Origin of the sequence: Candidatus Enterococcus murrayae (genome assembly GCF_017315985.1) — a bacterium.
Classification (GTDB): domain Bacteria; phylum Bacillota; class Bacilli; order Lactobacillales; family Enterococcaceae; genus Enterococcus_A; species Enterococcus_A murrayae.
This window is the reverse complement of sequence record NZ_JAFLVR010000010.1, coordinates 1-25,744: the sequence shown is the minus strand read 5'-3', so window position 1 is coordinate 25,744 and position 25,744 is coordinate 1. Positions and strand designations below refer to the sequence as shown.

26 protein-coding genes are annotated in these 25,744 nt (G+C 38.8%); 22 read left to right on the top strand and 4 right to left on the bottom strand.

What is annotated here, in order from left to right; genetic code table 11:
* Window positions 1-18 precede the first annotated feature (18 nt).
* Window positions 19-408 carry a hypothetical protein gene (locus JZO85_RS04655; RefSeq protein WP_207107362.1) on the bottom strand — a complete coding sequence of 130 codons (390 nt, stop codon included), beginning with the start codon at window positions 406-408 and terminating at the stop codon, window positions 19-21.
* Between the two features lie 421 nt (window positions 409-829).
* The gene (ndk, locus tag JZO85_RS04650; RefSeq protein ID WP_207107398.1) at window positions 830-1,231 is read right to left on the bottom strand and encodes a nucleoside-diphosphate kinase; all 402 of its coding nucleotides are present in this window, start codon (window positions 1,229-1,231) and stop codon (window positions 830-832) included.
* A gap of 504 nt (window positions 1,232-1,735) precedes the next feature.
* Here ndk and JZO85_RS04645 point away from each other — a divergent pair.
* From JZO85_RS04645 to JZO85_RS04610, 8 genes are all read left to right on the top strand, one after another.
* Window positions 1,736-2,410 (top strand): hypothetical protein, encoded by a 675-nt coding sequence (locus tag JZO85_RS04645; protein WP_207107361.1) that lies wholly within the window; start codon window positions 1,736-1,738, stop codon window positions 2,408-2,410.
* A gap of 331 nt (window positions 2,411-2,741) precedes the next feature.
* Window positions 2,742-3,986, top strand: a complete 1,245-nt coding sequence (locus tag JZO85_RS04640) for an NAD(P)H-dependent oxidoreductase (RefSeq protein WP_207107360.1) — start codon at window positions 2,742-2,744, stop codon at window positions 3,984-3,986.
* 73 nt (window positions 3,987-4,059) lie between these two features.
* Entirely contained in the window at window positions 4,060-4,449 is a 390-nt protein-coding gene (locus JZO85_RS04635; protein WP_207107359.1) for a transcriptional regulator GutM, read from the top strand.
* Between the two features lie 14 nt (window positions 4,450-4,463).
* Window positions 4,464-4,997 (top strand): PTS glucitol/sorbitol transporter subunit IIC, encoded by a 534-nt coding sequence (gene srlA, locus JZO85_RS04630; protein WP_207107358.1) that lies wholly within the window; start codon window positions 4,464-4,466, stop codon window positions 4,995-4,997.
* 42 nt (window positions 4,998-5,039) lie between these two features.
* On the top strand, window positions 5,040-6,050 hold the full coding sequence (gene srlE, locus JZO85_RS04625; RefSeq protein ID WP_207107357.1) for a PTS glucitol/sorbitol transporter subunit IIB: 1,011 nt from the start codon (window positions 5,040-5,042) through the stop codon (window positions 6,048-6,050).
* Between the two features lie 26 nt (window positions 6,051-6,076).
* On the top strand, window positions 6,077-6,430 hold the full coding sequence (locus JZO85_RS04620) for a PTS glucitol/sorbitol transporter subunit IIA (RefSeq protein WP_207107356.1): 354 nt from the start codon (window positions 6,077-6,079) through the stop codon (window positions 6,428-6,430).
* Window positions 6,431-6,480: 50 nt separating this feature from the next.
* Window positions 6,481-7,440, top strand: coding sequence for a sugar-binding transcriptional regulator (locus tag JZO85_RS04615; RefSeq protein ID WP_207107355.1), 960 nt, complete (start codon window positions 6,481-6,483; stop codon window positions 7,438-7,440).
* Window positions 7,441-7,534: 94 nt separating this feature from the next.
* Window positions 7,535-8,482, top strand: a complete 948-nt coding sequence (locus tag JZO85_RS04610) for a sugar-binding transcriptional regulator (protein ID WP_207107354.1) — start codon at window positions 7,535-7,537, stop codon at window positions 8,480-8,482.
* Window positions 8,483-8,586: 104 nt separating this feature from the next.
* Here the strand turns inward: JZO85_RS04610 and JZO85_RS04605 are convergent, their stop codons facing one another.
* Window positions 8,587-9,348, bottom strand: coding sequence for a DeoR/GlpR family DNA-binding transcription regulator (locus JZO85_RS04605; protein WP_207107353.1), 762 nt, complete (start codon window positions 9,346-9,348; stop codon window positions 8,587-8,589).
* Window positions 9,349-9,464: 116 nt separating this feature from the next.
* Between JZO85_RS04605 and JZO85_RS04600 the strand changes: the two genes are divergently transcribed.
* The 14 genes from JZO85_RS04600 to JZO85_RS04535 all read left to right on the top strand — a co-directional run bounded on the left by JZO85_RS04600 (window position 9,465) and on the right by JZO85_RS04535 (window position 23,727).
* The gene (locus tag JZO85_RS04600; protein ID WP_347401779.1) at window positions 9,465-10,934 is read left to right on the top strand and encodes a Na+/H+ antiporter NhaC family protein; all 1,470 of its coding nucleotides are present in this window, start codon (window positions 9,465-9,467) and stop codon (window positions 10,932-10,934) included.
* A gap of 31 nt (window positions 10,935-10,965) precedes the next feature.
* Window positions 10,966-11,937, top strand: a complete 972-nt coding sequence (locus tag JZO85_RS04595) for an NAD(P)-dependent oxidoreductase (RefSeq protein ID WP_207107351.1) — start codon at window positions 10,966-10,968, stop codon at window positions 11,935-11,937.
* Complete coding sequence (locus tag JZO85_RS04590) at window positions 11,934-13,400, top strand: FGGY-family carbohydrate kinase (RefSeq protein WP_207107350.1); 1,467 nt, start codon at window positions 11,934-11,936, stop codon at window positions 13,398-13,400. The genes JZO85_RS04595 and JZO85_RS04590 overlap by 4 nt, the downstream gene beginning before the upstream one ends.
* 2 nt (window positions 13,401-13,402) lie before the next feature.
* Entirely contained in the window at window positions 13,403-14,056 is a 654-nt protein-coding gene (locus JZO85_RS04585) for an L-fuculose-phosphate aldolase (RefSeq protein ID WP_207107349.1), read from the top strand.
* Window positions 14,057-14,146: 90 nt separating this feature from the next.
* The gene (locus JZO85_RS04580) at window positions 14,147-15,316 is read left to right on the top strand and encodes an iron-containing alcohol dehydrogenase (RefSeq protein ID WP_207107348.1); all 1,170 of its coding nucleotides are present in this window, start codon (window positions 14,147-14,149) and stop codon (window positions 15,314-15,316) included.
* A 61-nt stretch (window positions 15,317-15,377) separates the two neighbouring features.
* Window positions 15,378-16,559 (top strand): S-methyl-5-thioribose kinase, encoded by a 1,182-nt coding sequence (mtnK, locus tag JZO85_RS04575; RefSeq protein ID WP_242550214.1) that lies wholly within the window; start codon window positions 15,378-15,380, stop codon window positions 16,557-16,559.
* Window positions 16,560-17,615: an S-methyl-5-thioribose-1-phosphate isomerase gene (locus tag JZO85_RS04570; RefSeq protein ID WP_207107346.1), complete on the top strand. Its 1,056-nt coding sequence runs from the start codon at window positions 16,560-16,562 to the stop codon at window positions 17,613-17,615.
* Between the two features lie 272 nt (window positions 17,616-17,887).
* Window positions 17,888-18,826, top strand: coding sequence for a sugar phosphate isomerase/epimerase family protein (locus tag JZO85_RS04565; RefSeq protein ID WP_207107345.1), 939 nt, complete (start codon window positions 17,888-17,890; stop codon window positions 18,824-18,826).
* A 24-nt stretch (window positions 18,827-18,850) separates the two neighbouring features.
* On the top strand, window positions 18,851-20,224 hold the full coding sequence (locus JZO85_RS04560; RefSeq protein ID WP_207107344.1) for a PTS transporter subunit EIIC: 1,374 nt from the start codon (window positions 18,851-18,853) through the stop codon (window positions 20,222-20,224).
* A gap of 15 nt (window positions 20,225-20,239) precedes the next feature.
* Complete coding sequence (locus JZO85_RS04555) at window positions 20,240-20,701, top strand: PTS sugar transporter subunit IIA (protein WP_207107343.1); 462 nt, start codon at window positions 20,240-20,242, stop codon at window positions 20,699-20,701.
* A gap of 25 nt (window positions 20,702-20,726) precedes the next feature.
* Window positions 20,727-21,389: a ribulose-phosphate 3-epimerase gene (gene rpe, locus JZO85_RS04550; RefSeq protein WP_207107342.1), complete on the top strand. Its 663-nt coding sequence runs from the start codon at window positions 20,727-20,729 to the stop codon at window positions 21,387-21,389.
* The gene (gene rpiB / locus JZO85_RS04545; protein WP_207107341.1) at window positions 21,390-21,830 is read left to right on the top strand and encodes a ribose 5-phosphate isomerase B; all 441 of its coding nucleotides are present in this window, start codon (window positions 21,390-21,392) and stop codon (window positions 21,828-21,830) included.
* Between the two features lie 211 nt (window positions 21,831-22,041).
* The gene (locus tag JZO85_RS04540) at window positions 22,042-22,788 is read left to right on the top strand and encodes a DeoR/GlpR family DNA-binding transcription regulator (protein ID WP_207107340.1); all 747 of its coding nucleotides are present in this window, start codon (window positions 22,042-22,044) and stop codon (window positions 22,786-22,788) included.
* Between the two features lie 198 nt (window positions 22,789-22,986).
* Window positions 22,987-23,727 (top strand): GntR family transcriptional regulator, encoded by a 741-nt coding sequence (locus JZO85_RS04535; RefSeq protein ID WP_207107339.1) that lies wholly within the window; start codon window positions 22,987-22,989, stop codon window positions 23,725-23,727.
* Between the two features lie 368 nt (window positions 23,728-24,095).
* Here the strand turns inward: JZO85_RS04535 and JZO85_RS04530 are convergent, their stop codons facing one another.
* Window positions 24,096-25,346: an IS110 family RNA-guided transposase gene (locus tag JZO85_RS04530; protein WP_207107338.1), complete on the bottom strand. Its 1,251-nt coding sequence runs from the start codon at window positions 25,344-25,346 to the stop codon at window positions 24,096-24,098.
* Window positions 25,347-25,744 lie beyond the last annotated feature (398 nt).

Sequence of the window (25,744 nt, the reverse complement as noted above, 5' to 3'; positions counted from 1 at the left end):
TTTAGTTTTTCTTTACGATCACTCGGCCTGTATTTCGTTGTTAAATAAATGGATACTAGAAAAGCGGCTGCGGACTTCGTGGATCGCTTTTTCGGCGTATTGTCGGACAGGGAAAACTCGAATCGTTAAGTATTTCCATTGTTTAGATACGAAGTACTCCTTAAAGTGAAAGAAATATTTCTTCATGATTTTTGTGACCTTGCGTTGGGTGAATAGATGGTGCACCAAATCCTTTAAGACCAAGTGAAACTCACTATCTCCTAGATTTTTTCGAACTTTTAGAGCGACCAGGTATTGCACGGTAGCATCGGAGTCTCCAGAGATTCTGTAATACGAGACGATCCGTTTTTCCAGTGTAGATTTTTTTAAGCTGAATAACTGTTGATGAGTAAAAGCTTGTTCGTTCATAATTTTTTCCTCCATGTTCCTTTGAATTTTTGATTCCGATCGGTGAGGCAAGCATACACCAAACTGAAAAAATCCCGATGACACAAAATAGTTAAAATGGGATCAATTTCGGAGGGTTCCGTGTATTTTGTTTCTAGAAACGTTGATTCTATGGGGTTTCCATTTTTTGAAGCTCGAAAAACCTCCGTAAATACACCCTGAAAACAGTAATAGCAGCTTGACAAATTATTTTGATTTGATCTTTCTTGAAAAAGATGTTGAAAGCCTGAGAAATAGGTATTTATAAATAAAAAAAACGCCTGCTAAAAAGCAGACGAGTAATAATTGATAGTAAAAATAATAGTTGAATCTTTAAAAAAGTGAGAACGATTTAAACAAGTACTATCAGATACGACCTGATTGATTTAGCCCAAGGCATGGATTATTTAGGAAAAAATCGCTTAATCTCTATCGCTGCAGATTCTGCGGAATCAGAGGCATGAACGATATTTTCACTAGTATTTATTGCAAAATCGCCTCGAATAGTACCGGGTGAAGCTTCTAGCGCATTGGTTGTCCCAATCATTCTTCTTACTATCTGAATGACATTTTCTTGTTCCAATACAATGACGATTACTGGACCGGAAGTCATATATGAGAGGATGTCATTAAAAAATGGTTCATTCTTTAAATGGTCGTAGTGCTCCTTAACTAAGGAGTTATCTAGGATTCTTTGATCCATTTTCTTTATTGTTAAATCCCGCTCTTCAAATCGTTGGATAATTCGTCCTATGAGTTTTCTCTTTACTCCATCCGGTTTAATTATTACCAGTGTTTGTTCCAAAACGTTCACCTCTTCGTAAGTTTCTAAATCAAAAAGCGCCGGAGAAATCATCAATAAAAACGGTTTAAAAGTATAATTTACTTTTATAGTCACAATATACTCTTTTATTGTGAAATTGTAAACTATATTTTAGAAAAAACATCAGGATTATTAAATAAGTTTAGGCATAGCCAGAATAGAAAACAACGAAAAATCCGAAACGATAAAATATATTCTCAATAGAATGCATTATCTGTTGAATTAAAAGGGGATGGTTGCATAAAGAAATTATTTTAGACAGTGGATAGCTTCTAAAAAATAACTTTTAGAAAATAGATCAATAGAAAATATGGAAAAATAAATTGTTCAACAAATCACAAAATAGTTGACTTCGCTTAATTTTTATGGAATAATACGGAACTAGATTTATAGTATGGACCAAATGATTCACCGAGGAAGGATTTTTTTTCGGAATGTTTGTGATTTTTTTCACGGTTGTGTTGAAAAAGAAAGGAAGATGGATGGATGAAGAAAAGGAAAATTCAAGTACCATTTTATTGTGTGAATTCTCAAGTGCTTTGGAAAGATGAAGAAGCGGTCAAGAATGCTGTGCTGGTGGATAAAAAGGTTTCTCAATTAGGGATGGACGCTATATTTACAGTATCCAGTGAGGATGTATCAAAAGTAAAAAAAGCAGTAAATCGAGTGAAACTAGCAATCGATTTTGAAAACGCGAAGCCTGATAATTTGGAACGATTGAAGGCAGAAGGTGCGGAGATTATTATCTTTGATGATTTAGAAAGTATTTTTAATATTAAAAATATTTTAGAGATCGTCAAGGAGCTAGATTACTCTGTTTTAGTGAGGACCGCAAAGCCATTTGAAATCCCTGAAAATGTATTGAACTATTTAGATATCATCAAATGGAAGTTTGGCGAAGATACTGCTGAGCTGCTGTCAGATACTCAGTTGACTGCTAAGCAGAATACGTTCCTAAAAAAATTCAAGTCGGAGTATCCTGACATAGCAATTATTTACGGTACGAAGCAAAATATTTCTAGTAATCTGGTTTTGAATACCTTGTTAATCGGCATGGATGGTTTTGGGGAGATCAATGGCTACAGAACAACTACCGAGAAACGAGCAGAAATGCTGAATGCAATGAATGATTACAAAAATGTGCTGGACTTTATCAGGTGATAGCTTGGCCCAAATATTTTTTAATGTGTAAGCAACGGCTACGGACTTTTCCGTAGTCTTTTTTTGTTTGAAGCAGAATTTCATAAGTTATAAAAAAATGAGGCTAGCATTTTGGAACATTTGGTAAAAAAGTTACCAAATGTTATTTTATATTTTTTGATAATCAAATTATACGGATCGTAACATATGTTCTAATCGCGTAACATATTCCAGTGAAGTGAAAAAAAGTTGCAAGTAAGCGTTGACAAACACTTTTTAGGTGCTATACTGGGAATTGTTCAACATATGCCAACGCTATTGGCATATGACAATAAATGATGGAGGGTTCAAAATGACGTTATATGGCAAGCTGTTAGAGAGAGAAAAAAATGGTGCTCCGATTAAAGTTGGAGTTATTGGTGCAGGGCAAATGGGATTCGGAATGATCTCTCAAATTTCAACAATTCCGGGAATGATCGTAGCAGGAATCAGCGACATCAATTTAGATGCGGCGAATCGTGCGGCGGATGCGTACAATGCAAGCGCAGACACAAAGGTTGATATTCTAATCAGTCAAAACTTTAAAGACATCATTCATTCTGACAAGGTCGAAATTATTGTTGATGCGACAGGTGTTCCAGAAGCTGGAGCGCAGATTTCATTAGAATCACTGATGGCTAAAAAGCACTTAGTTTTACTAAATGTTGAAATTGACATCACCATTGGCCCACTAATGAAAAAAATGTATGATGCAACCGACTTAATTTACACAGGTTCAGACGGTGACGAGCCTGCAGCAACGATGCAAATGTATGAATTTGCTAAAAGCATGGGGATGGAAGTGCTAGTTGCTGGTAAAGGAAAGAATAATAAGTTAATGGTTCACGCTAATCCAGATACTGCTGCTGAAAAAGCGAAAGCACAAGTGATGAGTCCAAAAATCCTCGCTTCATTCCAGGATGGTACGAAGACTATGGGAGAAATGAACTTATTATCTAATGCTATGGGATTTGTTCCAGATGTAGTCGGAATGCATGGTATTTCAGCAGATTTAGACGGTACTGTTAAAAACTTGGATCTAAAAGAAAACGGCGGCGTATTAAGCAAGTTTGGTGTCGTTGAATACGTTGACGGTATTGCACCAGGAATCTTCTGTATCGTTAAAGGACAAAATGAAGGTGTTGCGCATGAAATGAACTACTTGATGAAGAAGGGTGATCGCGATCACCATATCTTGTATCGCCCATTCCATTTGTGCTCATTAGAAACACCAATCACGATTGCTCGTGCTGTTTTAGAACAGGATACAGCTATTGTTCCAATGGGAGCGCCAGTTTCAGAAACGGTATGTGTTGCTAAGAAAGATATCAAAGCAGGCGAAAAAATTGATGGAATCGGTGGGTTCTGTGTACGCGGTGTACTAGAAACACATGAAGACATGAAGAAAAATGCCAATATTCCAATTGGCTTAATCGCGGGAGCAGTTGCTAAGAAGGACATCAAGGATGGCGCCTTCTTGACGATGGATGATGTTGAGCTAGACGAATCAACCACTGTTTACAAATTACGCAAGCTGCAAGATGAAACATTTGCTTAAAACGAAAGAAGAAAAATGGTCGCAGATAGAGCCAACACTCTATCTGCAACTTATATAGAAAAGAGGATACTGTATGCAGATTCTGCTGATCGCTCTTTGCTTCTTGATGGTGACTCAAAGCTTAGCGAGTATTATGCAAGTAAAATATTACCAGAAATTTATTCGGAAAATGACTGATGACTTTGATCATTGTTCAACTTATGAGCTATATACCGATGTATCAAAGGGTTCTTTGTTTAAGGCGATTGTAGCCGTCGTGGTGGATGAAGATGGGAAAATAATCAGCTGCTATGCATGCAGGGGTCTTACAATATTTGCTCGTTTTAAAAAAGAAGAACGTTATCACGGTCTAACATTGACAGAGATTCATCAAAGAAAAACAAATCAGAATCGCTCCAATCAGATAGAAAGTGTTTTAGACAAGGTCTATTTAAGGAAAATGGAAGCGATTACTGATCTCTAGGAGGAGTTAATAATATGAAGTATATCGAGTGGTTTGGTAAAAATTTCATTGGATTGTTTGAAGCAGGTGGCGAACAGTTTACAAGTTTTATGACAGGAATTGTTCCACTGCTGATTGTTCTATTGACCTTTACGTATTCAGTTATTGCATTTATCGGAGAAGAACGTGTCGATAAAGCTATCCGCTATTGTTCGAAATATATGATTTTACGTTATTCCGTTATGCCGATATTGTCCGTTATGATGCTTACAAATCCTATGGCTTATACTTTTGGAAAATTTGTTAAAGAAGAAGAGAAGCCGGCCTTTTATGATTCAGTAGTGTCCTTCTTACATCCTGTAACGGGACTATTCCCTTATGCGAATGCTGGAGAGCTCTTTGTTTATCTAGGGATCGCAAATGGTGTGATGAAAGCAGGATATAGTCAATCAAGCTTGGCCGTTCGTTACTTCCTAGTTGGTGTCGTGGTGATTTTGATGCGGGGAATCGTAACAGAAAAATTGACAAAATTCTTGATTGCTAAGGAATCTAAGAATGCGAAAGCATAAACAGAAACCGAATGATAATTTTAAAACATAGGAGGCAAATAAATGTATAAATCAGTTTTTGTAGAGCCTGGAACTGGCGGTTGGGGAGTAGGATTGACGCTAGTTCCTACTGAAAAACGGAATAAAGTAGTATCTGTAACGGGCGGAGGGATCCATCCTGTTGCACAACAAATAGCAGATTTAACTGGAGCAGAGGCTTGGGATGGCTTCAAGAATCAGGTTCCTGAAGATGAGATGATTTGTGCTGTCATTGATTGCGGCGGTACGGCTCGAATTGGGGTTTATCCAATGAAGCGGATTCCAACAGTGGATATCTTGCCTTCATCACCATCGGGACCATTGGCAAAACATATCACAGAAGACATTTTTGTTTCAGGAGTAAAACCAGCTAATGTGAAGCTTGCTGACAATACCAATGTTGTACAAGCAACTGAGCCAGAGGCGGCAGCTGTTGAGGAACCTGAGGAAAAGTTTGAAGAGAAGTATGCGAAAGCAAAAGAAGCTCACGCGCAAGAAAATGCGAAGAAAGATAGTTTCCTAGTTAAGTTTTCTCGAGGGATTGGTGGCGTAATGGGTGTATTCTACCAATCAGGCCGTGATGCTGTGGATATGCTGTTGAAAAATATTATCCCTTTTATGGCATTTATCAGTATGATGATCGGGATTATCAACTATACAGGAATAGGGGATCTGATTGCTAAGGTTTTATCACCGTTAGCGGGTTCGCTTCCAGGGATGATTGTGCTATCATTGATCTGCAGTATTCCAATTTTATCTCCAATCTTGGGACCGGGTGCGGTTATCTCTCAAGTAATCGGTGTATTGATTGGTACTCAAATTGCAAATGGTTCTATCCCTGTCCAATACGCGTTGCCAGCTCTTTTTGCTATTAATGCACATGTTGGTTGTGACTTTATTCCAGTGGGACTTTCTCTTGGGGAAGCGAAACCAGAGACTGTTCAGGTCGGAGTGCCGGCAATTCTGTATAGTCGAGTGCTTACTGGATTTACCGCAGTAATTCTTGCCTATTTTGCAAGTTTCGGTATGTACTAAAAAGTTAAATACAAGGAGAAGAACAGATGGTAAAAACGAAAATAGTAGAAATCGGCAGTATGGTGCCAGCTTTTGAAGAGGAACGTTTGGTCATTTTATTTGGCCCACAAGCAACACCAGAATTAAGAGACATTTCAGTTATCCACGAGGTACAAGAACAACCGAATAACTCAATTTCGGTAGGCGGCAAGCTAAAAATGGGAAATAAAGTGTATAATATAGAAGAAGTTGGTTCTCAGGCGAACTCAAACTTTGATGAGTTGGGTCACATTTCTATCTACTTCCGTAATGAGATAGGAGAAATCTTGCCTGGGGCAATCATTGTAAGTCCGGGAGAATTTCCAGCTTTTGAAGTTGGGGATGAAATAGAATTTATTTAGCGAAAAAACTCCCTTTCATTTAGGGAGTTTTTTTGCTTAGGAGGTCAATAATGGATATTCAAGACGATCGTGATTTAGTTAGAGTAGCAACAATGTATTACAAAGAGGATATGAAGCAATCGGATATTGCCAAACAGTTGGGGATTTCTAGGCAATTAGTATCAAAATACTTAGTTGATGCTCGAAGCAAAGGGATTGTGGACATCAATATCAACAGCTCAAGCGCCTACTCCGTGCAATTAGAATTAAAATTGCAAAAGGTCTTTGGACTCAAACGAGTGGCAGTACTAGACACTAGTTATCTGGAGAAACAAGAAATTGAGAAGTTGATTATTCAAACGGCAATATCCTCCTTCAAAAAGGATATTGCTAAAGCGAGTAAAATTGGTGTCTCTTGGGGAAGAATCCTGCGAAGATTGGTTGATGAATATCCATACGTGAATCAACCGGAATCAACAGTCATCCCTCTTATTGGAGGCATGGGTTCAGATCGAGTAGAGGTTCACTCGAATCAAATTGCCCACGATTTATCTCGAAAAATGCGGGCAAAGTGTAAATATTTGTATGTTCCTGCCTTAGTGGATAGCCGGGATATTAAAAAGAACCTGGTTGAGAATGTAACGGTAAAGGATGTACTGGAGGACGGCAAGAAAGTAGATTTTGCTTTAGTAGGTATAGCATCCCCTTTTTCCAAAAGCAATACGATGGCTGAAATTGGGTATATTGATCAAAAGGACATCAGTGAATTAGCAAAAGTTCATGTCGTTGGAGATGTTAATTCTCGTTTCTTTGATGATAATGGCAATGAGGTCGATTGTCGAATTAATGAAAATGTGATTGGAATAAACTTACACGATATTCGCAAAATTGATAAGGTATGCGCTATTTGTTACGAAGATGAAAAGAAGGATGTATTGTTCACCGCTATTGAATCCAGCATAATAAACTGCCTCACCTTAACGGATGTACTTGCAGAATATTTGTTAGAGAGAAAGAATAAAAACGAATAAACGATTATTCGATGATTGATGGATAAACAATCCAATCGTTCTTTTTTTCTAATAGCATGTCCATCAAAGTTACTCATTAATTAGGAGGGGAAAAATGGGATTATCTGATGATAAAAGAGTACTGGTCGAGATCGCTTCCCTGTATTATGAACAAGGAAATACCCAGGAAGAAATTGCTCAAAAGATGAATTTTAGCCGGTCTTTAGTCTCTAAATTTTTAGCAAAGGCCAGAAAAGATGGAATTATCGAATTTACTATCAATGATGACTCCGCTAGACCTTATAGAGGAGTAGAGGAACAGCTGAAAAAGAAATACCGATTAGAGGAAGTTGTCTGTGTGGAATCCACTGATCGGGGACTACAAGTAAAAATATTAGGAATTGCTGCGGCTAAATATCTTTCAAGAATTGTAAAGTCTGATCATATTGTTGGGGTTTCCGCTGGTACGACGGTTCATGAAGCGGCGATAAATTTTTCTAAACAGCATCAATTGCCAAATGTTAAGTTTGTCCCATTGGTCGGAGGCATGGGAATGGAGCACATCACCATTCAGTCTAACAGAGTTTGTGAGCTGTTTGCTTCACAGTCCGGGGGGCGATCGGTTGAATTACATGCTCCGATAACACTGGATGATAAGGAAGCAAAAGAAATTTTGATCAGACAATCATTTATCAAAAACGTATTCGATGAAGCAGAAGCTGCAGATATAGCATTAGTAGGAATAGGCGGGACACCGATCTATTCTACATTGACCAGCGCCTACTTATCTGACCAAGTAAAGGTCGGTTCAGAATACTCGCAGGATAAAATTGCTGGAGATATTTGCTACAATTTTATCGATCATCATGGGAATTTGGCGAAATGCGATTGGAACGATCGAGTTGTTGCATTTGATTTAAATAAATTGAAAGAAATTCCTCGTAGGATAGGTGTTTCTGGCGGCAAAGAAAAAATCAGCGGCATCAGATCCGCTCTTGCCGGCCGTTTGATCAATATTCTAATTACAGATGAAAAAACTGGCCGAGAACTACTGAACGATTAATTATTACGATTGAAATCATATAGGAAATAACCACAAAACCTAGACACCAAAACAAGCTCCTAGCGATCAGATTGACTGATTGCTAGGAGCTTGTTTGTATTGGTCTAATAACGTAACTCAATCTTTTTCTCGGCCAGAAAATTTGACCATTCCTTTGAAACGTTTTGATTTGTAATGATGCAGTCAATAGATTCAAAATCAGATATCAAGTAAACGGTTCGGAAATCGAACTTAGTGTTATCCGCTAACAAGAAGTTTTTTTCGGAGGAGAGAAAAATACTTTCTCTGATTTTGGCTTCTTGTTCATTGGTATCTGATGGGCCAGCGGGCATCGATAGGCCGGAGCAGCTGACAAAGGCTTTGTTGATAACATACTTTCCGATTGATTCATTGGTAATGTTGCCTACCAATGAGTTGGATTTTCCTCGAAGGGTGCCTCCAAGAATAATCAGATTAACATTCTTTGAATCCATTAGGATCGATCCGTTAATAATCGAGTTGGTAATCACTGTCACAGATAGCTGGGCTTCCTTGATTAGTTTTGCCAAGCTGATAGCTGTTGTTGAGGAGTCGATCGCAATTGTGTCACCGGGATGAATGTATTCTAAAGCAATTTGGGCAATTCTGTTTTTTTCATCCTGAAGCATCTCTGTACGGATAGTGATCGGGACCTCATTATCCACCGGTTCGATCAGAAAAGCCCCTCCGCGAACTCTCTTGATTTTATTGGCATTTTGCAGCTCTACTAAATCATTGCGTACAGTTTCCTCCGTCACATCAAACATTTTGCTTAATTCCGAGGTGGAAACACTTCCATTTTCATTCAACAAGTTCTCAATAATTCTCAAACGTTCAAACTTCAGCATTTTTTTATGTACCTCACTTCGCTAGACTTCTACTTTATGATAGCAATCCTAGAATTGAAAATCAATATTATAATATTTGTATTCTTTTTGATTATTTTGGGTAATTTGGCTTTATTTTGGAAATATCGAAAAAAAGATTGACTTACTTTGGAAAACTTTGTATATTGAGTTCAAGGAAAGCGCTTACCCAAAAACAAACCAAAAAAAGGAGAATTTTAATGGAAAAAGGAAACTTTAAAGGAATGCTGCCTCTGGTTATTTTTTTAGTACTCTATATGTTTACTGGGCTATCCACAGGAAGCTTCGAGAACATGCCGCTGATGATCGGAATTTCCATCGCATGTGCAGTCGCTTTAATGATGAACAAAAAGGATGATAAGAAAAGCTTTGATGAAAAAGTAACGATTTTCTGCAAGGGTGCTGGGGATCACACATTGATTCTAATGGTAATCATCTTCATGTTAGCTGGGGCGTTCTATGGTGTTGCCAATGCGATGCATGCGGTCGATTCGGTTTCAAATCTTGGTCTGAGTATTTTACCTTCCAATATGATTCTACCGGGAATTTTTCTAATTGCTTGTTTATTAAGCTTTGCGATGGGTACTTCAATGGGAACTGTTGCGGCACTGGCCCCAATCGCCATTGATATTGCTGAGAAGACTGGATCTAATGTGGCTCTTTTATGTGGGATTGTTGTTGGCGGGGCGATGTTTGGGGATAATCTTTCATTTATTTCGGATACAACGATTGCGGCGACCAGAACTCAAGAAGTGACGATGAAATCAAAATTCAAAGCCAATATTTTAATCGTACTTCCAGCGGTTCTTGTAAATGTTATTATTCTTGCGCTGCAGCCGATCGACACTAGCGCTATTACAGGAGGAACTTATAGCTATAATTTAGTAAATATCTTACCTTATCTACTCGTAATCGTATTGTCATTGGTGGGGATCAATGTTATTAACGTAATGACTTTAGGAGTAATGTCCGGCTTGGTAATCGGTTTACTTCATGGAGATTTTGGTTTGACAGGATTCATGAAGACGATCCATGAAGGCATGATGGGAATGCAGGACATGGCAGTTATCGCTATTTTGGTGGGTGGATTGGTTGCTGTGATGAAGTATCTTGGAGGAATCGACTGGCTGTTATACAACTTGACAAAAGGTGTGAAAACAAAACGAGGTGCAGAATTTTCAATCGCGGCACTTGTAAGCTTGATTGACATTGCGACAACCAATAATACGATTTCGATTATTGCGGCTGGCCCGTTGGCTAGAGGAATCGCTGATCGCTTCAATATTTCCCGCTCTCGGACAGCGAGTATTTTGGATCTTTTTTCATCGGCGTTTAATGGCTTGCTTCCATATGCAGGACAGCTTTTGGTTGTTGGCGGATTAGCAGGCGTATCACCAGTAAGTATTATGCCGTATAACTGGTATTCCATGCTGATGATCGCTGCCGGCTGTGTCTCCATTCTTTTGCAAATTCCGACTATCAAGGATGAACGGGATGTTAGAACAGAAGAAGCAGAGGCTTCGGATATTCAACTAGAGGAAACAAAAGAAGTGGATACGATCAACTAGCTGCAGAAAAACGGTTATTAGGAGATGCGAGATGAAGAAATTACTAGTACGAGCACCGATGAATGATGAAAGTTTAGAGAGATTGCACTCGTTATTTACAGAAGTCGTTTATATGCCTTGGACAGATACCGGAGAACGGTTCTATGAAAAAGAGATGATCGCTTGTCTTTTAGCAGAAAGACCGGATGCCTTAATCACAGAGCTAGATGTGATTAATGAAACCGTTTTAAAGGGATACTCCGCTTTGAAATTTATTGGGGACTGTCGAGCATCGCCAGAAAATATTGATGTGAAGGTTTGTGAGAAATACAAGATTCCAGTGTTGTGTACCCCTGCTCGAAATGCTAATGCGGTTGCTGAAATGTGGGTCAGTACCTTGATCGCCTATGAGAGAAATCTGGTTGATTCAGTCAATTGGACGAAAGAAAAGCAGTGGAAGCCCGGGACGACTCCTTATCATTTATGGATGGGGAATGAGATTTACAAGTCAAAGATTGGCTTTGTAGGCTTCGGAGCGGTGGCTAGAAACATCGCGAAGCTGCTTCAAGGGTTTAATGTAGAAATCTCGTTTTATGATCCTTTTGTAACAGACTCATCAGAGTATAAGAAGGTTGGTTTAGAGGAACTATTTTCGACGTCTGATTACATCAGTATCCATCTGCCGGTCACTGATACCACTAAAATGATGATTGATCGAGAGCTGCTCAGTCTCATTAAAAAGGATAGTCTCCTTATTAATTCTTCCAGAAGCGCGGTAGTCGACAATGAGGCACTTTATGATTTAGTCGCCTCAGGAACTATTCGAGGGGCAATCTTGGATGTACTTGATTCGGAGCCGCCATTGGAATCTGATAGCAAAGTGGCTGATATTCCGAATATTTTACTAACGCCGCATATTTATGGGGCTTCACACCAAGTGGTCGATCATCATTCAGAGATCATTACACAAAGAATTATAGATTATTTGAATGAGCAAGCAGCGGTAGCAGGTGATCGACTATGAGCCAGGAAGCAGCGTTAATTATTGATATAGGAACTGGAAGTACTCGAGTAGCAGTCATCACAAGTGAAGGAACGCTGGTAACTATCAAGGGAGTAAAAAATAACTATCATTTGGATAATCGCTATAAGGATGCCAAATATTTTTTACCCGAAGAGTTGAAGCAGACGATTTTTCAGCTGATTCACGAGGTACTGAATGAATTAAAAGGAGTGTCGATAAAGTATGTAAGCTCCTCCGCAGCAAGGGAGTCCTTCGTGTTGATCGATGGAAAAGGGCAGGATTATTATGGCCTGCCCAATATCGACAATCGGGGAAAAGATTGGCTGAAGGACATTCCAGAGCGCGAATATATCGAAAAATATACTGGACGGCCATTAACAGAAGATTTTGGCGCGATGAAGCTTTATGGATTGAAGCAAAAACGAGCAGAGCTGTTCCAATCGATCGACTATGTAATCAGCATAAGTGACTGGATCGGCTATCTTTTTACAGAGCAGATTGAAATGGAGTACTCTCAGGCCAGTGAGACTCAATTATTCAATATCTATACGAAGAAATGGGATCAGAAGCTGTGTGATGCTTTTGGGATCGAGCTGTCTGTACTGCCGCCGGTAACCAAAACAGGAGCAAGACATAAAATAGCAGAAAAAATCAAAGATCAATTCGATTTGGGTCAAGAATGCGTATATGTCGTTGGCGGAGCAGATACACAATTAGCCGCTCAAGGTATTGATCTAGCCGAAGATGAGATCGGGTTGATCTCGGGGACCTCATCACCTGTAGTGAAATATCAAGCGCAAATCCCTGATTTTGAGAAAAACAAAGAATTTAATTTTTGGTGCAGCTGCAATTTGGCTGGTGAGGGCTATCAGATTGAGACAAATCCTGGTGTAACAGGCTTGAATCTCCAGCAGATCATGGACAGTCTGGTGAAGGACACCTCGTATCAGAAGATCAATCAGTACATTGAAAAAAATTATCATCATTTGAAATGCTTGGCCAGCTTCACCACCCAATCTCCTTATAAAAATGTGGCTTTTTCCAGTGGCGGATTTTTGATGGATGTGCCATTTAGTCAGGAGATTGTTTATGAGGATTTTATTCATGCCATAGTTGCGGATATCGCGTTTTCGATTGCTTTTAAAATTCGTCAGAACGAGGTATTAAGTCAGACTACAGCAGCTTTCATTGTTGGTGCAGGCGGCGGGCTGCGCATGGAGACGTTGTGTCAAATGATTGCAGATTTAACCGAAAAGAAGCTGCTCTTAAAGGAAAATTACGATGAAGCCTCCATTATTGGTGCGGCGCGGGTTTGTTTTTCAGCGGATTCATCCATGAAGGAGCGGGCGATCCTGCATGAATACGAACCCAATAGTAACAATGAGTATTTGCGAGAAAAGCTGGAGCGATGGTTAATGTACAGAGAACAAATTAATAGTAAAAAAGAGATTGGAGCATTTTAAACATGAAGTATATGGCGGAAAGACAACAGATCGTAGAATTTGGGAAAAAATTGATTACGGAAAAGTTAACGACGGGAACTGGTGGGAATATCTCGATTTTTATTCGAGAGGACAATGTGATGCTGATCAGTCCAAGCGGTATTCCTTATAATGAAACACAACCAGAAGATATTGTCGTTTTAGATTTAGCTGGCAACGTGCTAGAAGGCACACGCAAACCTTCAAGTGAGTATCATATGCACTGTATTTTCTATCAAAAAACCGATTATGTGAATTCAGTGGTTCATACTCATTCAGATTATGCTACGGCAATTTCCTGCTTGTTACAAGAAATTGAGCCGTTACACTATATTATCGGCTCTGTAGGCGACAAGGTTCGCTGTTGTGACTATAAAACATTTGGAACTCAGGAGTTGGCGGATGAAGCTTACCGAGTAATGGGCAATAACAACGGTATCTTGTTAGGGAATCATGGTGTGCTTGCGATTGGTTCGAATTGTGCAGAGGCCTTTTCTGTTGCCAAGGACATCGAATTCTTAGCAAAATTGAAAATTCGGGCAGAATCAATCGGAAAGCCCGTTCTGTTAAATGAAGAACAAATGGAGGTAGTTGTTGAGAAATTTGGAACCTATGGGCAAGTAGAGCAAGAAGTCTAAAACATTAGGTTTAAGAAAATGAACGACAAGGCCGATAAGTGGATGTAGACTCATCGGTCTTGATTTTACTCATTTGTAAGGAGGAGTATCATGTTAAATTTCAATTACTACAATCCAGCAAACATCTATTTTGGGAAAAACGAAGAACAGCATGTTGGAGAAATGATTAACAAGTGGAGTTGCACAAAAAAGGTTCTAATTTTGTTCAGCGGAGAGTATTATGAAACGCTCGGAATTGCAGAGACGCTCCATCGAGAACTGGAAAAATATGAGATCCAGTATTTTGAAAACGGCAATGTCGTGCCAAATCCAGCACTGTCGCTGATCAATGAATTAAGCAGATTTGTAAAGGAACACGACATCGACTTTATCTTAGCTGTTGGCGGAGGCAGTGTGATTGATACCGCTAAAGCGACTGCTTTAGGAAGCTTGTATGATGGAGATGCATGGGACTTCTTTATCGGCAAAAAAGAAGTGACGGAAGCCTTGCCGATTGGAGCTATTTCTACTGTGGCCTCCTCTGGCTCAGAAATGTCTCCAGCAACGATCGTTTCTAATGATGAATACAAATTGGGTGTTGAAAGTGAAATAATTATTCCAAAATTCTCAATCGTCAACCCTGAATTTACGTTAAAGCTGCCCAAATACTATACAGGAGTGGGCACTGCGGACATCCTATCCCATTTGCTTGAAAGGTATTTTAGCAACGTCCCGCATACCGATGTGACAGACTTTTTACTAGAAGGTGCGATGAAGTCTACTATAGTAAATGGCGTGAAACTGATCAACGATTTAGAAAATTATGACTTACGCGCAGAAATGTCCTTGACCGCCATTATTGCTCACAACAACAGCTTGGAATTGGGCCGAGAACCTGACTGGGGCTCTCATCGAATTGAGCATGAATTAAGTGGACAATACGGAATCGTTCATGGCGAGGGGATGGTCATCGTTACTCTAGCTTGGATGAAATATGTGAGCAGTTTCTACCCAGAACCATTTGTTAAATATGGAATCCGTGTTTTTGGTATTGATTCTGTCATTTATTCTGATCAGGAGATTATTGATCGAGCGATTGAAAAGACCAAGGATTTCTTTGTTGAATTGGGAATGAAAACCAACTTGACGGAAGCGGGGATTGACGACACACATTTTAAAGCGATGGCTGATCGAGCAACGAAAAACGATGCTCAAACGGTGGGGCATCTAAAACCTCTGAATAGTTCAGATATTGTCAAAATCTTGGAATTGGCACGATAAAAAAGTGATCGAGGGATAGAAAATGATGAATAGTAAACGATCTTTTAAAGAGCATTTTTTGATGAAGGAGGACGATATCAAGGAGTACATCGTCAATCATTTAGAGCTGTTTGAACATGCGGACAACTTGGCGGTATCAGAAATCGGTGATGGAAATATTAATTATGTCCATCTGGTAACAGATACAGTAACAAAAAAATCCGTTGTAGTGAAACAAGCGGATAAATATTTACGCTCCTCCGGCCGCTTGCTGGATCTGTCTAGAAATCGGATTGAGGCAGAAATATTAAGAATCCAACATGAGCTGGCGCCTGAATATATACCAGAAGTGTTTGATTACAATGAAACGATGGCAGCAGTGACGATGGAAAACATCTCTGAGTACAAAAACATGCGTTACGAGCTGATCGATCAAAAAATATTCCCCAGCTTTAGTGAAGAAATCTCTGATTTTCTAGCGAAAGTATTGATTCCTACTACTGATTTGGTCTTGGATAGCGGAACGAAAAAAAGAAGAGTCGACTCCTTCACCAATATCGATATGTGCGACATTAGTGAGAATTTAGTTTTGACGGAGCCTTTTGATGATTATAAAAAGCAAAACATCATCACGCCAGGCAATGAAGAATTTGTAGAAGAACATTTATATAGCGATCAAGCATTGCAGACGGAAGTCGCATGGCTGCGCAACAGTTACATGAACAACGCGCAGGCATTGATCCACGGCGATCTGCATACCGGCTCTATTTTCATTAACCAATCAGGCACAAAGATCATCGATCCTGAGTTTGCGTTCTATGGTCCGATGGGGTATGACATCGGGAATGTATTGGCACACATGTATTTCCCGCTTGTCTTAGATTTAACAAGAAATACTGCGGAGGCGTCTTTTGATGAATGGTTACTATCCAGCATCAAAGAAATCTTTGACAAGGTTCAGGAAAAATTTGGACGTGTCTACGATGAGCTGGTCCAATCCAAGCTTTATCAGAATGACGCGTTTAAGAAACAATATATTTCAGAAGTGATGGCGGATTCTTTGGGTTATGCAGGAACTGAAATCATTCGGCGGGTAGTAGGGGATTCAAAGGTCAAAGAGCTGTCGATGATCTCCCCAGAAAGAAAAATTGAGGCAGAACGATTGTTGATTAACTGCGGTATTCAGCTGATCAAAGACCGACGCACGATTACTACTGGGCAAGGATTAATCGATGCGTTTAATAAATGTAAGGGTGGAATATAAATGGAACGTCAAGACTATACAATGCCCACACTTTTAAAATACGAAAATGTCGCGTGGTATGAACAGGGAAAAGTCCGGATTTTGGATAGACGAATCTACCCTAGAGAAACACGTTTTGTAGAATGTGAAACCTATCAGGAAGTAGCACAAGCGATTACAGATATGGTGACTCAGAGTGCCGGACCTTATACCGCCGCTGGAATGGGGATGGCGCTTGCTAGTTATCAAAGTAGGACCTTGTCAGCTGCCGAACAGCTTACTTATTTGGAGCAGGCAAGTGAAGTCATTTCAACTGCACGACCAACGACAGCGAATCGTATGCGGCTGATCACTGAAAAATGTGTTCAGGTCGCCAAGGCTGCTCTAAAAAAAGAGGAGGACCCAACCGAGGCGATCAAAAAAAATACAATCGATTCACTAAATCGTCGATACTACACGATGAACAAGGTGGCGAAGTATTTGATCGCTAAACTTCCCGAAAATGGTGCTGTCCTAACGCAATGCTTCGGCGAAACGATTATTGGTATGCTGCTGAGAGAAGCGATCGAACAACAAAAGCAGCTGCGCTTTTTCTGCGCTGAAACGCGTCCATACCTGCAGGGAGCTCGCTTGACCGCAAGCTGCTACGCAGAAATGGGATTTGAGACGACAGTCGTCTCGGATAATATGATCGCTTATCTGCTTAGTTCTCAGACCATTGACTTGTTCACTTCAGCAGCCGACAGCATTGCTTTAGATGGGCATATCGCCAATAAAGTCGGAACCTATCAAATGGCTTTGCTGGCAAACCATTTCGGAGTGCCCTATTTTGTGACAGGGATTCCAGATGCTGACAAAAAAGACCGCGCAGATATCAAAATCGAGATGCGTAATCCCGAGCAGGTAATGGAGCTAAATGGCATCAAGCATACATTACAGGGAGTAAATGCCATTTACCCATCATTCGATGTAACACCGCCAGAATTGATTGGCGCTGTTGTAACAGATCAAGGGCTGTATTCACCATATGATTTGAAAAATTATTTTAAGGAGAATACTGGGAATCAATTTTATTAACAACAGGGTGCATTCCAAATAAATGGAGATACTTTGATTGATAATACATTTATAATCGTTTTTTTGAAGCATGATTAACAGATGTGAGGCTGACATCGTTGATCATGCTCTTTTTGTTCACTGAATATATTTTCATAAGACTATAGAGTGTTTAGTAAATCTCAATTATGGAAAAACATGGAATAATTTGAAATAAAATGAAAAATTGTGATTGTAAATGATTTTAATTCGTGGTATTCTTTGGTTGTACAAAACAAACGAGGAGGATCATTATGAAATTGGCTACACGAATCAATTCGTTCTTATCCACGTATGACAATGATTTGAATACTGTATTTGAAGTATTTAATAAATTAGGATTAGGCTATGTCGATTTGAATTATCCAGAACATGTAGAAGGAATCAATGCATTCCACATGAAAGAACAGCTTGCCAAAAACAACTTGAAATTAAATGGTGTAGCATTACGATTCAGAAATGAATTTATCAATGGTGAGTTAGGAAATGCTGATTCTAGCATCGCTGAAAGCGCACTGAGATTATGTAAGGCGGCGGCGGATTATTGTCGAGATGCAGGCGGTAACGTAGTGACGATTTGGTTGGGCTTTGATGGTTTCGATTATAGCTTTCAAATCAATTATCAGAAGGTTTGGAATCAAATTAGAGACGCATTTATTGAAATCGCGGATTATGCACCAGATTTACAGATCAGCATCGAATACAAACCATTTCAACCACGAGCCTATGCCTTTATTGACAGTATGGGTGTAGCTGGGATGCTTCTAAATGAAATTAATCGTAAGAATGTCGGTGTAACGCTAGATTATTGTCATATGTTGATGAAGCATGAAAATCCGGCTTTTGCTGCAGATATTTTTGGAAACCAAGGAAAGCTTTATGGCGTCCATCTTAATGATGGTTATGGCCTAAACGATGATGGACTGATGATCGGCTCGGCAACGCCAATCAAAACGTTAGAGTTCTTATATTATATGAAAAAAAATAATTATGATGGAGTTATCTATTTCGATACGTTCCCAATTATTGAACATGCTTCAAAAGAGTGTGAGCAAAACATGAAAATGATCAAGCTGTTGGTTGAAATAATCGATACGGTAGGCCTCGATCATATTCAAACAATTATTGATAAAAATGACGCAATTGAAGCAAATCAATTGATGATTGATTTTTGGTCAGCAACAAGTAAATAAGACTATAAAAAGGAAGTGGATAAAATGGACTACAAAGTAATGGCGAAAAGTATCTTAGAAAATATTGGCGGATCTGAAAATGTTCGAAACATGACTCACTGCGCGACTCGTTTACGCTTAACCTTGAAAGACACTTCAAAAGCTGATGATCAGGCTGTCGAGAATATCGACGGCGTGATCAACGTCATCAACAAAGCAGGACAATATCAGCTTTTGATTGGTACAGAAGTCGGGAAACTTTATGATGAGTTTGAACCATTAGTTAAGGGTGAAGGAAATGCTGAAAAGGTTGGAGGCGAAGAAGTTTCTTCTGGAAATATCATTAGTAATATTTTTTCAGCCGTTTCAGCAATATTTGCACCGATTTTACCAGCTTTGGCTGGCTCTGGGATATTACGCGGTCTATTAATTTTATGTGTACAGCTTGGTTTGATCAGCGAAGGAAGCGGTACCTATTCAATTCTTTATGTTTCATCTATGAGTGTGTTTTATTTCTTGCCAGTCTTGTTAGCGTTTACTTCTGCACGACGTTTTGGTGCAAGCCCATATATCTCTGCATTGATTGGGGCAGCACTGATTAACCCAGACTTTATTGGACTTATGGGAAATGCTGGGAATGGTGCGACAACTGATTTTCTTGGAATTCCAGTTGTTTTGATGAATTATAATTCGACGGTTGTTCCAATCATTCTTTCAATTTGGGCATTTTCATACCTTTATAAATTTTTAGATGCAAGGGTTCCAGAAACTTTGAAATTAGTTATTATTCCACTAGTGTCATTGGCGATTATGATTCCATTAACTGTCATTGTGATTGGGCCAATCGGAGTTTATAGCGGTGAAGCCGTTGCGAATGTTGTTAACTGGCTGATTGAGCGCAGCAGTATTTTAACAGGTATTCTTATCGGTGGTGGTTGGAGTGTGCTTGTGAGCTTAGGGATCCATTGGGCAGTCAATCCAATTATGATCAATAATATCTCTACGTATGGTTTTGACTACATTGTTCCGTTTACCTTTGCCTGTAACTTTGCAGTAATTGGGACAACAATCGGTGTTTATTTCAAAGCAAGAGACAAGAAATTACGTGGTTTTGCCTTGACTGGATTGGTCACGATCGCATTGTCAGCAATCATCGAGGCGACTTTGTTTGGTTTGCTTGTTAAGAATAAGAAGCTTTTCTTAGCACAAATTATTGGCGGGGCAGTTGGTGGAGCCTATCTAGGTTTAATGAAGGTTGTGACAAATGCTTTTGTTTTTGGGAGTGTAACTACTTTTCCGGCCTTTGTTGAAAAGAATTCGTCGAACTTTATTCAAGCGATGATTGGTTTACTAATTTCGCTAATTGTTTCTGCAGTGTTAGCTTTCATTTTTACCAACAAGGACGAAAAATTAGTGTAGAAAGCTGGGAATAAGATGAATTTATTTAAAAAAGGATGTTTAGTTTATTCTCCTGCAAAAGGCCTCGTTAAATCAATAGATGAAGTTAATGATGAAATGTTTTCTACAAAAGCTTTAGGGGACGGCTTTGCAGTAGAACCAGACGAAGGTTTTATTACTGCGCCTGTTGAAGGAACCGTGATAGCGATTTTTCCTACAAAGTATGCGATTTCCTTGAGATCGAAGAATGGCTTGGAAGTTTTAGTTCATATTGGAATCGATACCGTAGAATTAAATGGTTCGGGATTTACGATTAAGGTCGAGGTAGGAGAAAAGGTTGCTTTTGATACTTTATTAGCAGAAGTCGATTTTGATTTTTTGGAAAATGAAGGCAAAGATACGGACGTCATAGTTGTCTTTACAAATTTAGGTAAAAATAACTTAGAGCTTGAAGAAGGTCAGGCGAATAGAGGTCAAACAATCGGTGTTGTTAAATAGTAATTAATGATTGGGAGTGATTCCTTTGAGTAATAAACTAATATGTCCTTCTATGATGTGTGCAGATTTTTCAAATTTAGAAGCCGAGGTTGAAACCTTGGATAAGGCTGGGATAGATATTTTTCATCTTGATATTATGGATGGAAGCTTTGTTCCAAATTTTGGAATGGGTCTGCAGGACGTAGAAATAATACGTAAGCTAACAAACAAATTAGTAGATATTCATCTAATGATTGATAATCCTGGAGAATATGTGGAGAAGTTTTCCGATATGGGGATTGATATCATTTATTTCCATCCAGAAGCTGATCAACACCCGACACGGACAATTGATAAAATCAAAAAGAAGCAGAAGAGAGTTGGCATTGCCATCAATCCCGGAACAAGCATAAGTGTAATTGAAGAGTTATTGCCAATGATTGATTATATTATGGTTATGACGGTTAATCCTGGTTTTTCAGGTCAATTGTATTTGAATCATGTTGAAAGTAAAATCAAACGACTGGCTTCTCTGAAGAGTAATCATCATTATCAATTGATGGTTGATGGAGCAATTTCAGCGAAAAAGATACGAGAATTGGGGGAAATTGGAGTAGATGGATTTGTTGTAGGAACATCCGCTCTGTTTGGGAAAGAGGAATCCTATGAAGCACTTGTATCCAAGTATAAACTGGGAGATGGAGTATAAATGAAATTAGCAATTGGGTGTGATCACGTAGGAATAGAATTAAAACCGAGTATCGTAGAATTTTTAGAAGCTCTTGGCCATTCAGTACAAGATTTTGGGACGAAAAGTAATTCGCGTGTGAATTATCCTGATTATGCGCAAGCCGTTGCTGAAGCTGTAGTGTCTAAAAATTGCGATTTAGGAATACTAATTTGCGGCACTGGTGTCGGAATTTCTATCGCCGCAAACAAAGTAAAAGGAATACGAGCCGTGGTTTGTAGTGATCCCTATAGCGCAAAGCTTTCGAAAGAGCATAATAATACCAATATTTTAGCCTTCGGTTCACGGGTAGTTGGACCAGAGCTGGCCAAAATGATTACTCAAGAATGGCTTGAAGCTGAGTTTGAAGGTGGACGACATAAAAAGAGAGTTGACCAAATTAGTCAATTAGAAAACTTATAAGGCTGGGAAAGAAGGTGCAAATTCGTTTTGCATCTTTTTTCATGCTTTTAGGACAGTTTAGGAGCTTCTCATTGTTGGTAGAGTAAATAGACAACTGTATAGGAGGTATTTTTTAAGGAACAAAAAAGAAGAATGATAAAAGCAGAAACAGTATGATATAATTTGAAAAAAAGTGAATAAATTGGATATTCACAAGTTATGGAGGTTCTTCATGATACCTTATGAAAGACAAGAGAAAATATTAGAAGCACTGAATTCAGAAGAAGTAATTAAAATTGAAAAATTACATAGTATCTTACCTGAAGTGTCTATGTCGACATTGAGAAGAGATTTGAAAGAGCTAGAAAAAGCAGGAAGAATAGAGATGTTATCTGGCGGTGCATTCAAAATCTGTTCGATAACATCTGAAATGTCTATCGCAACAAAATCTTCCTTACATTCGAAGGAAAAGGAAAAAATCGCCGCCTTAGCTGCTGAACTGATTCATGAAGGAGACGTCATTTATTTAGATTCCGGTTCGACATGTACTGCTTTACTAAATAAGATTATTAACCGAAAGATTACCATCATAACTACAAATACAAGTGTTTTCAGTATTCAACAAGAGACTCAAGCAGAGATTGTTCTCTTAGGAGGAAGATACAATCCGGTAATTTCTTCACTGAATGGCCCATTGACTGATTCTAATATTCAAACTTTCAATTTTCAGAAAGCATTTTTGGGAGCTAATGGTATCGACGCAGAGAAGGGCGTCAGCACCCCAAATTTAGTAGAGGCAAATAAAAAGCAAGAAATACTGAACAATGCAAAGAAAGCATACTTACTGTGTGACAGCTCGAAATATGATAAAGTGGCTGCAGTTAAGGCTTTTAGTACTGAAAATGTAATTATTATTTCTGACGCATATAATGAAAAAATTGGTGAGATTACGAAGATAATCAGCCCAGATCAGACGTAATTTATTAAAAAGCGAGCTTTTTGAATACAGCCGTTCAAAGGGACTTGTCTAAAAGAAGTTGATAGAAGCCTTTTTTCCCTTTTCTGTATAAGATATAATGATTAGTGACAGTAAAATAGAAAGAATAATTCGTAGTTGCATATAGTGAATACTCGAATCAATGTATGACACCTATGAATAAGTCAGAAGGGATTAGACATGTATAATAATGAACGGTTAGAGATCGATCGCAAGCGAAAGCTGCGCTACGTTAAAGTGTATGAAAAGCTGTATGAATTAATCAAAGATGGCACTTATCCAGTTAATTCCCAGCTGCCCCCTGAAAATGATCTGGCGAAGCAGATGGGGGTATCTCGTATGACCCTTAGACAGGCGCTGCAGTTTTTACAAGATGACGGTGTACTTAAAATTCAAAAAGGAAAAGGGAATTTCGTCATCAGCAACTCCTCTAAATGGGCAACAGGGTTAGAAACAATCACTAATCCAATTCCTGCTTGCTTAGACATAGAAGTAGATGAAGTTGAGATTGATTTTCATATCGAGCCCTCCACAGAATACACGAATGAAATATTACAAAGAAAAGTTGCTGTTGTTGTCTTTATTGACCGTTGGTATAAGTCGAAGGGGCAGCCTGTTGCGTTTACCTTTTCTACGATGCCTGTTGAAGTGTTAACAGAAAAGGAGATTGATTTGAAGGATATTGAATCGTTCAAATCTTTTCTAGAGACAAAAATTTACCAAGAGGCGAAGCATACAAAGCTGCAGGTTCAATACTCTGAAGTCGGAAATATTTCTGCTGTCAGGTATAAGATATCCGAAAAAGATCAGTTTTACTTGATACAAGAGGAAATTTATCTAGGGGATGATTACCCATCTCTCCACAATAAACATTACTTGCCAATTGATAAAAGCCACATTGAAATCAATGGAACAAAATAGCGATCAAAGACAATCTGAAAAGGATTGTCTTTTTTTATGTTGACATATTCATGAAACCGCTATATTATACATGTATAGAAAATTTATACATGTATAATTAACGGAAGGGGTATTGACTATGATTTATTAGTAATCAATTTATTGATGAAATGCTGGAGGTTCTTTACTCGACTAAAGAGAAGAAACCTCGATCCATGAACTAGAACTAAGAATGAAAGAAAATTCACTCAAAGTCTAATGGTAATAAGTCAAGATGAAAATTGAGAATTATTTTATTGAGTAACCTATGTTGAAGCGCACTGAACTAAACCCGACCAAAATCTAATTTTTTTCGGGTCGTTTCAAGGATTTGCGTCAATAACAATTTGTTATTTATCTATCACGCTCCTCGGTGGCGTGTAGAGTTGGTGATTACGTAGTAGCGTATCCACCAGACGCGTAAATTTTCTTGCGGTTAAGACGAGTGCTCGTTTGTGTTGATGCTTGGGAACCTCTTTATATTTACTTTGATAAAAAGCTTTATATTCGGGAAGATGGTTTTTTACTGAGTTGGCAGCTTCAACTAAGTAATACCTAAAATATCGATTTCCTTGCTTTGTCAGAGGTGTATTTTGCGATTGATAATTTCCAGATTGCTTCACTTTCCAACTTAATCCAGCGTACTTCGCTAATTTGGTTTGATCTTCAAATCTTTCGATTTGACCGATTTCAGCAATCAAACCAGCAGCGTAAACTTTACCAATGCCTGGAATACTGGTTAAGCATTGATATTCTGGAATGACGACAACTAATTGTTCGATGGCTTTATCCAACTCTTTGATGTTCTTTTCAAGGATACGCATTTCACAGACAAGAACGCCGAGAACAATATCAATCGATTCTTGGGCTACAGCACCTAAACGATAGCTTGATCGGATAGCTCGTTGAATTGCTTTTGCAATTTTTTCCGGGTGTTTAAAGCGGCCGCGACCTTTTTCTTGAATTAAGTCACTGAAGGCTTCCAAAGGAAGCACAGCCAGTTCATCTAGCGTGAAATCCTCTGTCATGAGAGAAATCACAGTAGCGCTAAAAAGGTTAGTCGATTCGTTCTTCATTTCCCGTGCAAGTGTGTTGCATTTGTACGTTAGATTTTCAAGGAAGTGTTGCTTTGTACGCGTTAGTTGCTTAATTAGTTGATAACGAGTTCGAGTCAGACGCTGTAATGCCATGTATTTTTCTTCCTTGATAGGAGACGTGGTAAAGCGTTGAATGCGTAGAAAGTCAGCAATTCTTAGCGCGTCATTACGATCTGTTTTGTCTTCGTCAAACATGCGACTGAATTGTTTAATCCGAAAAGGATTTTCAATCGTCACAAGTGCATTGAGCTTTTTTAGCTCTTCATCTTCATGAAAAAACATGGAAGGATGGAAGCTGTACATGGAGGTTGACTCCATGCCAATCACAATTTGATCAAAGAGATAATTCTCGTTGAATTCAAGAATCATTTCTCGTGTTAATGAGGCTCCTTTAATGTCATTGGAGACAGATATTTCAGACAGGATTGGCAATTGATCGTCGTCAGTCATGAAACAAACATCTAATTTTTCAGAGCTAACGTCAATACCGACAAATAATTTCATGGAATAAGGACCTCCTTTCGATCTGAATTTTGGAAAATGCTTCGATACTGTGGGATTTCCCAGAAGCTCACTGTGTAGCCACAACCTCGCCTAATAGAATACGGTGATAACAAAGCTAGAAGCTGCCTTCCAACTACTATTTGAAAGTCTAGTCCATTATCGAAACAGCTAATGAGTTGGTAGTGATAACAGAGGTTCGGGTAACAGACTTTACTAGGTAGACAAAACTACAGGAGAACTTAGCAAATTCCCGTTGGATCCTTTCCATACATCCATTGTACTCTGAGAAATCACACAATAACGAAACAAAGTCCGTAAGGAATGTTATTCAATAAATTTTACAAGCTAAAAATATTTTGGAGAAAAATCATCAGATAAATAATATTTTACGAGGAGAA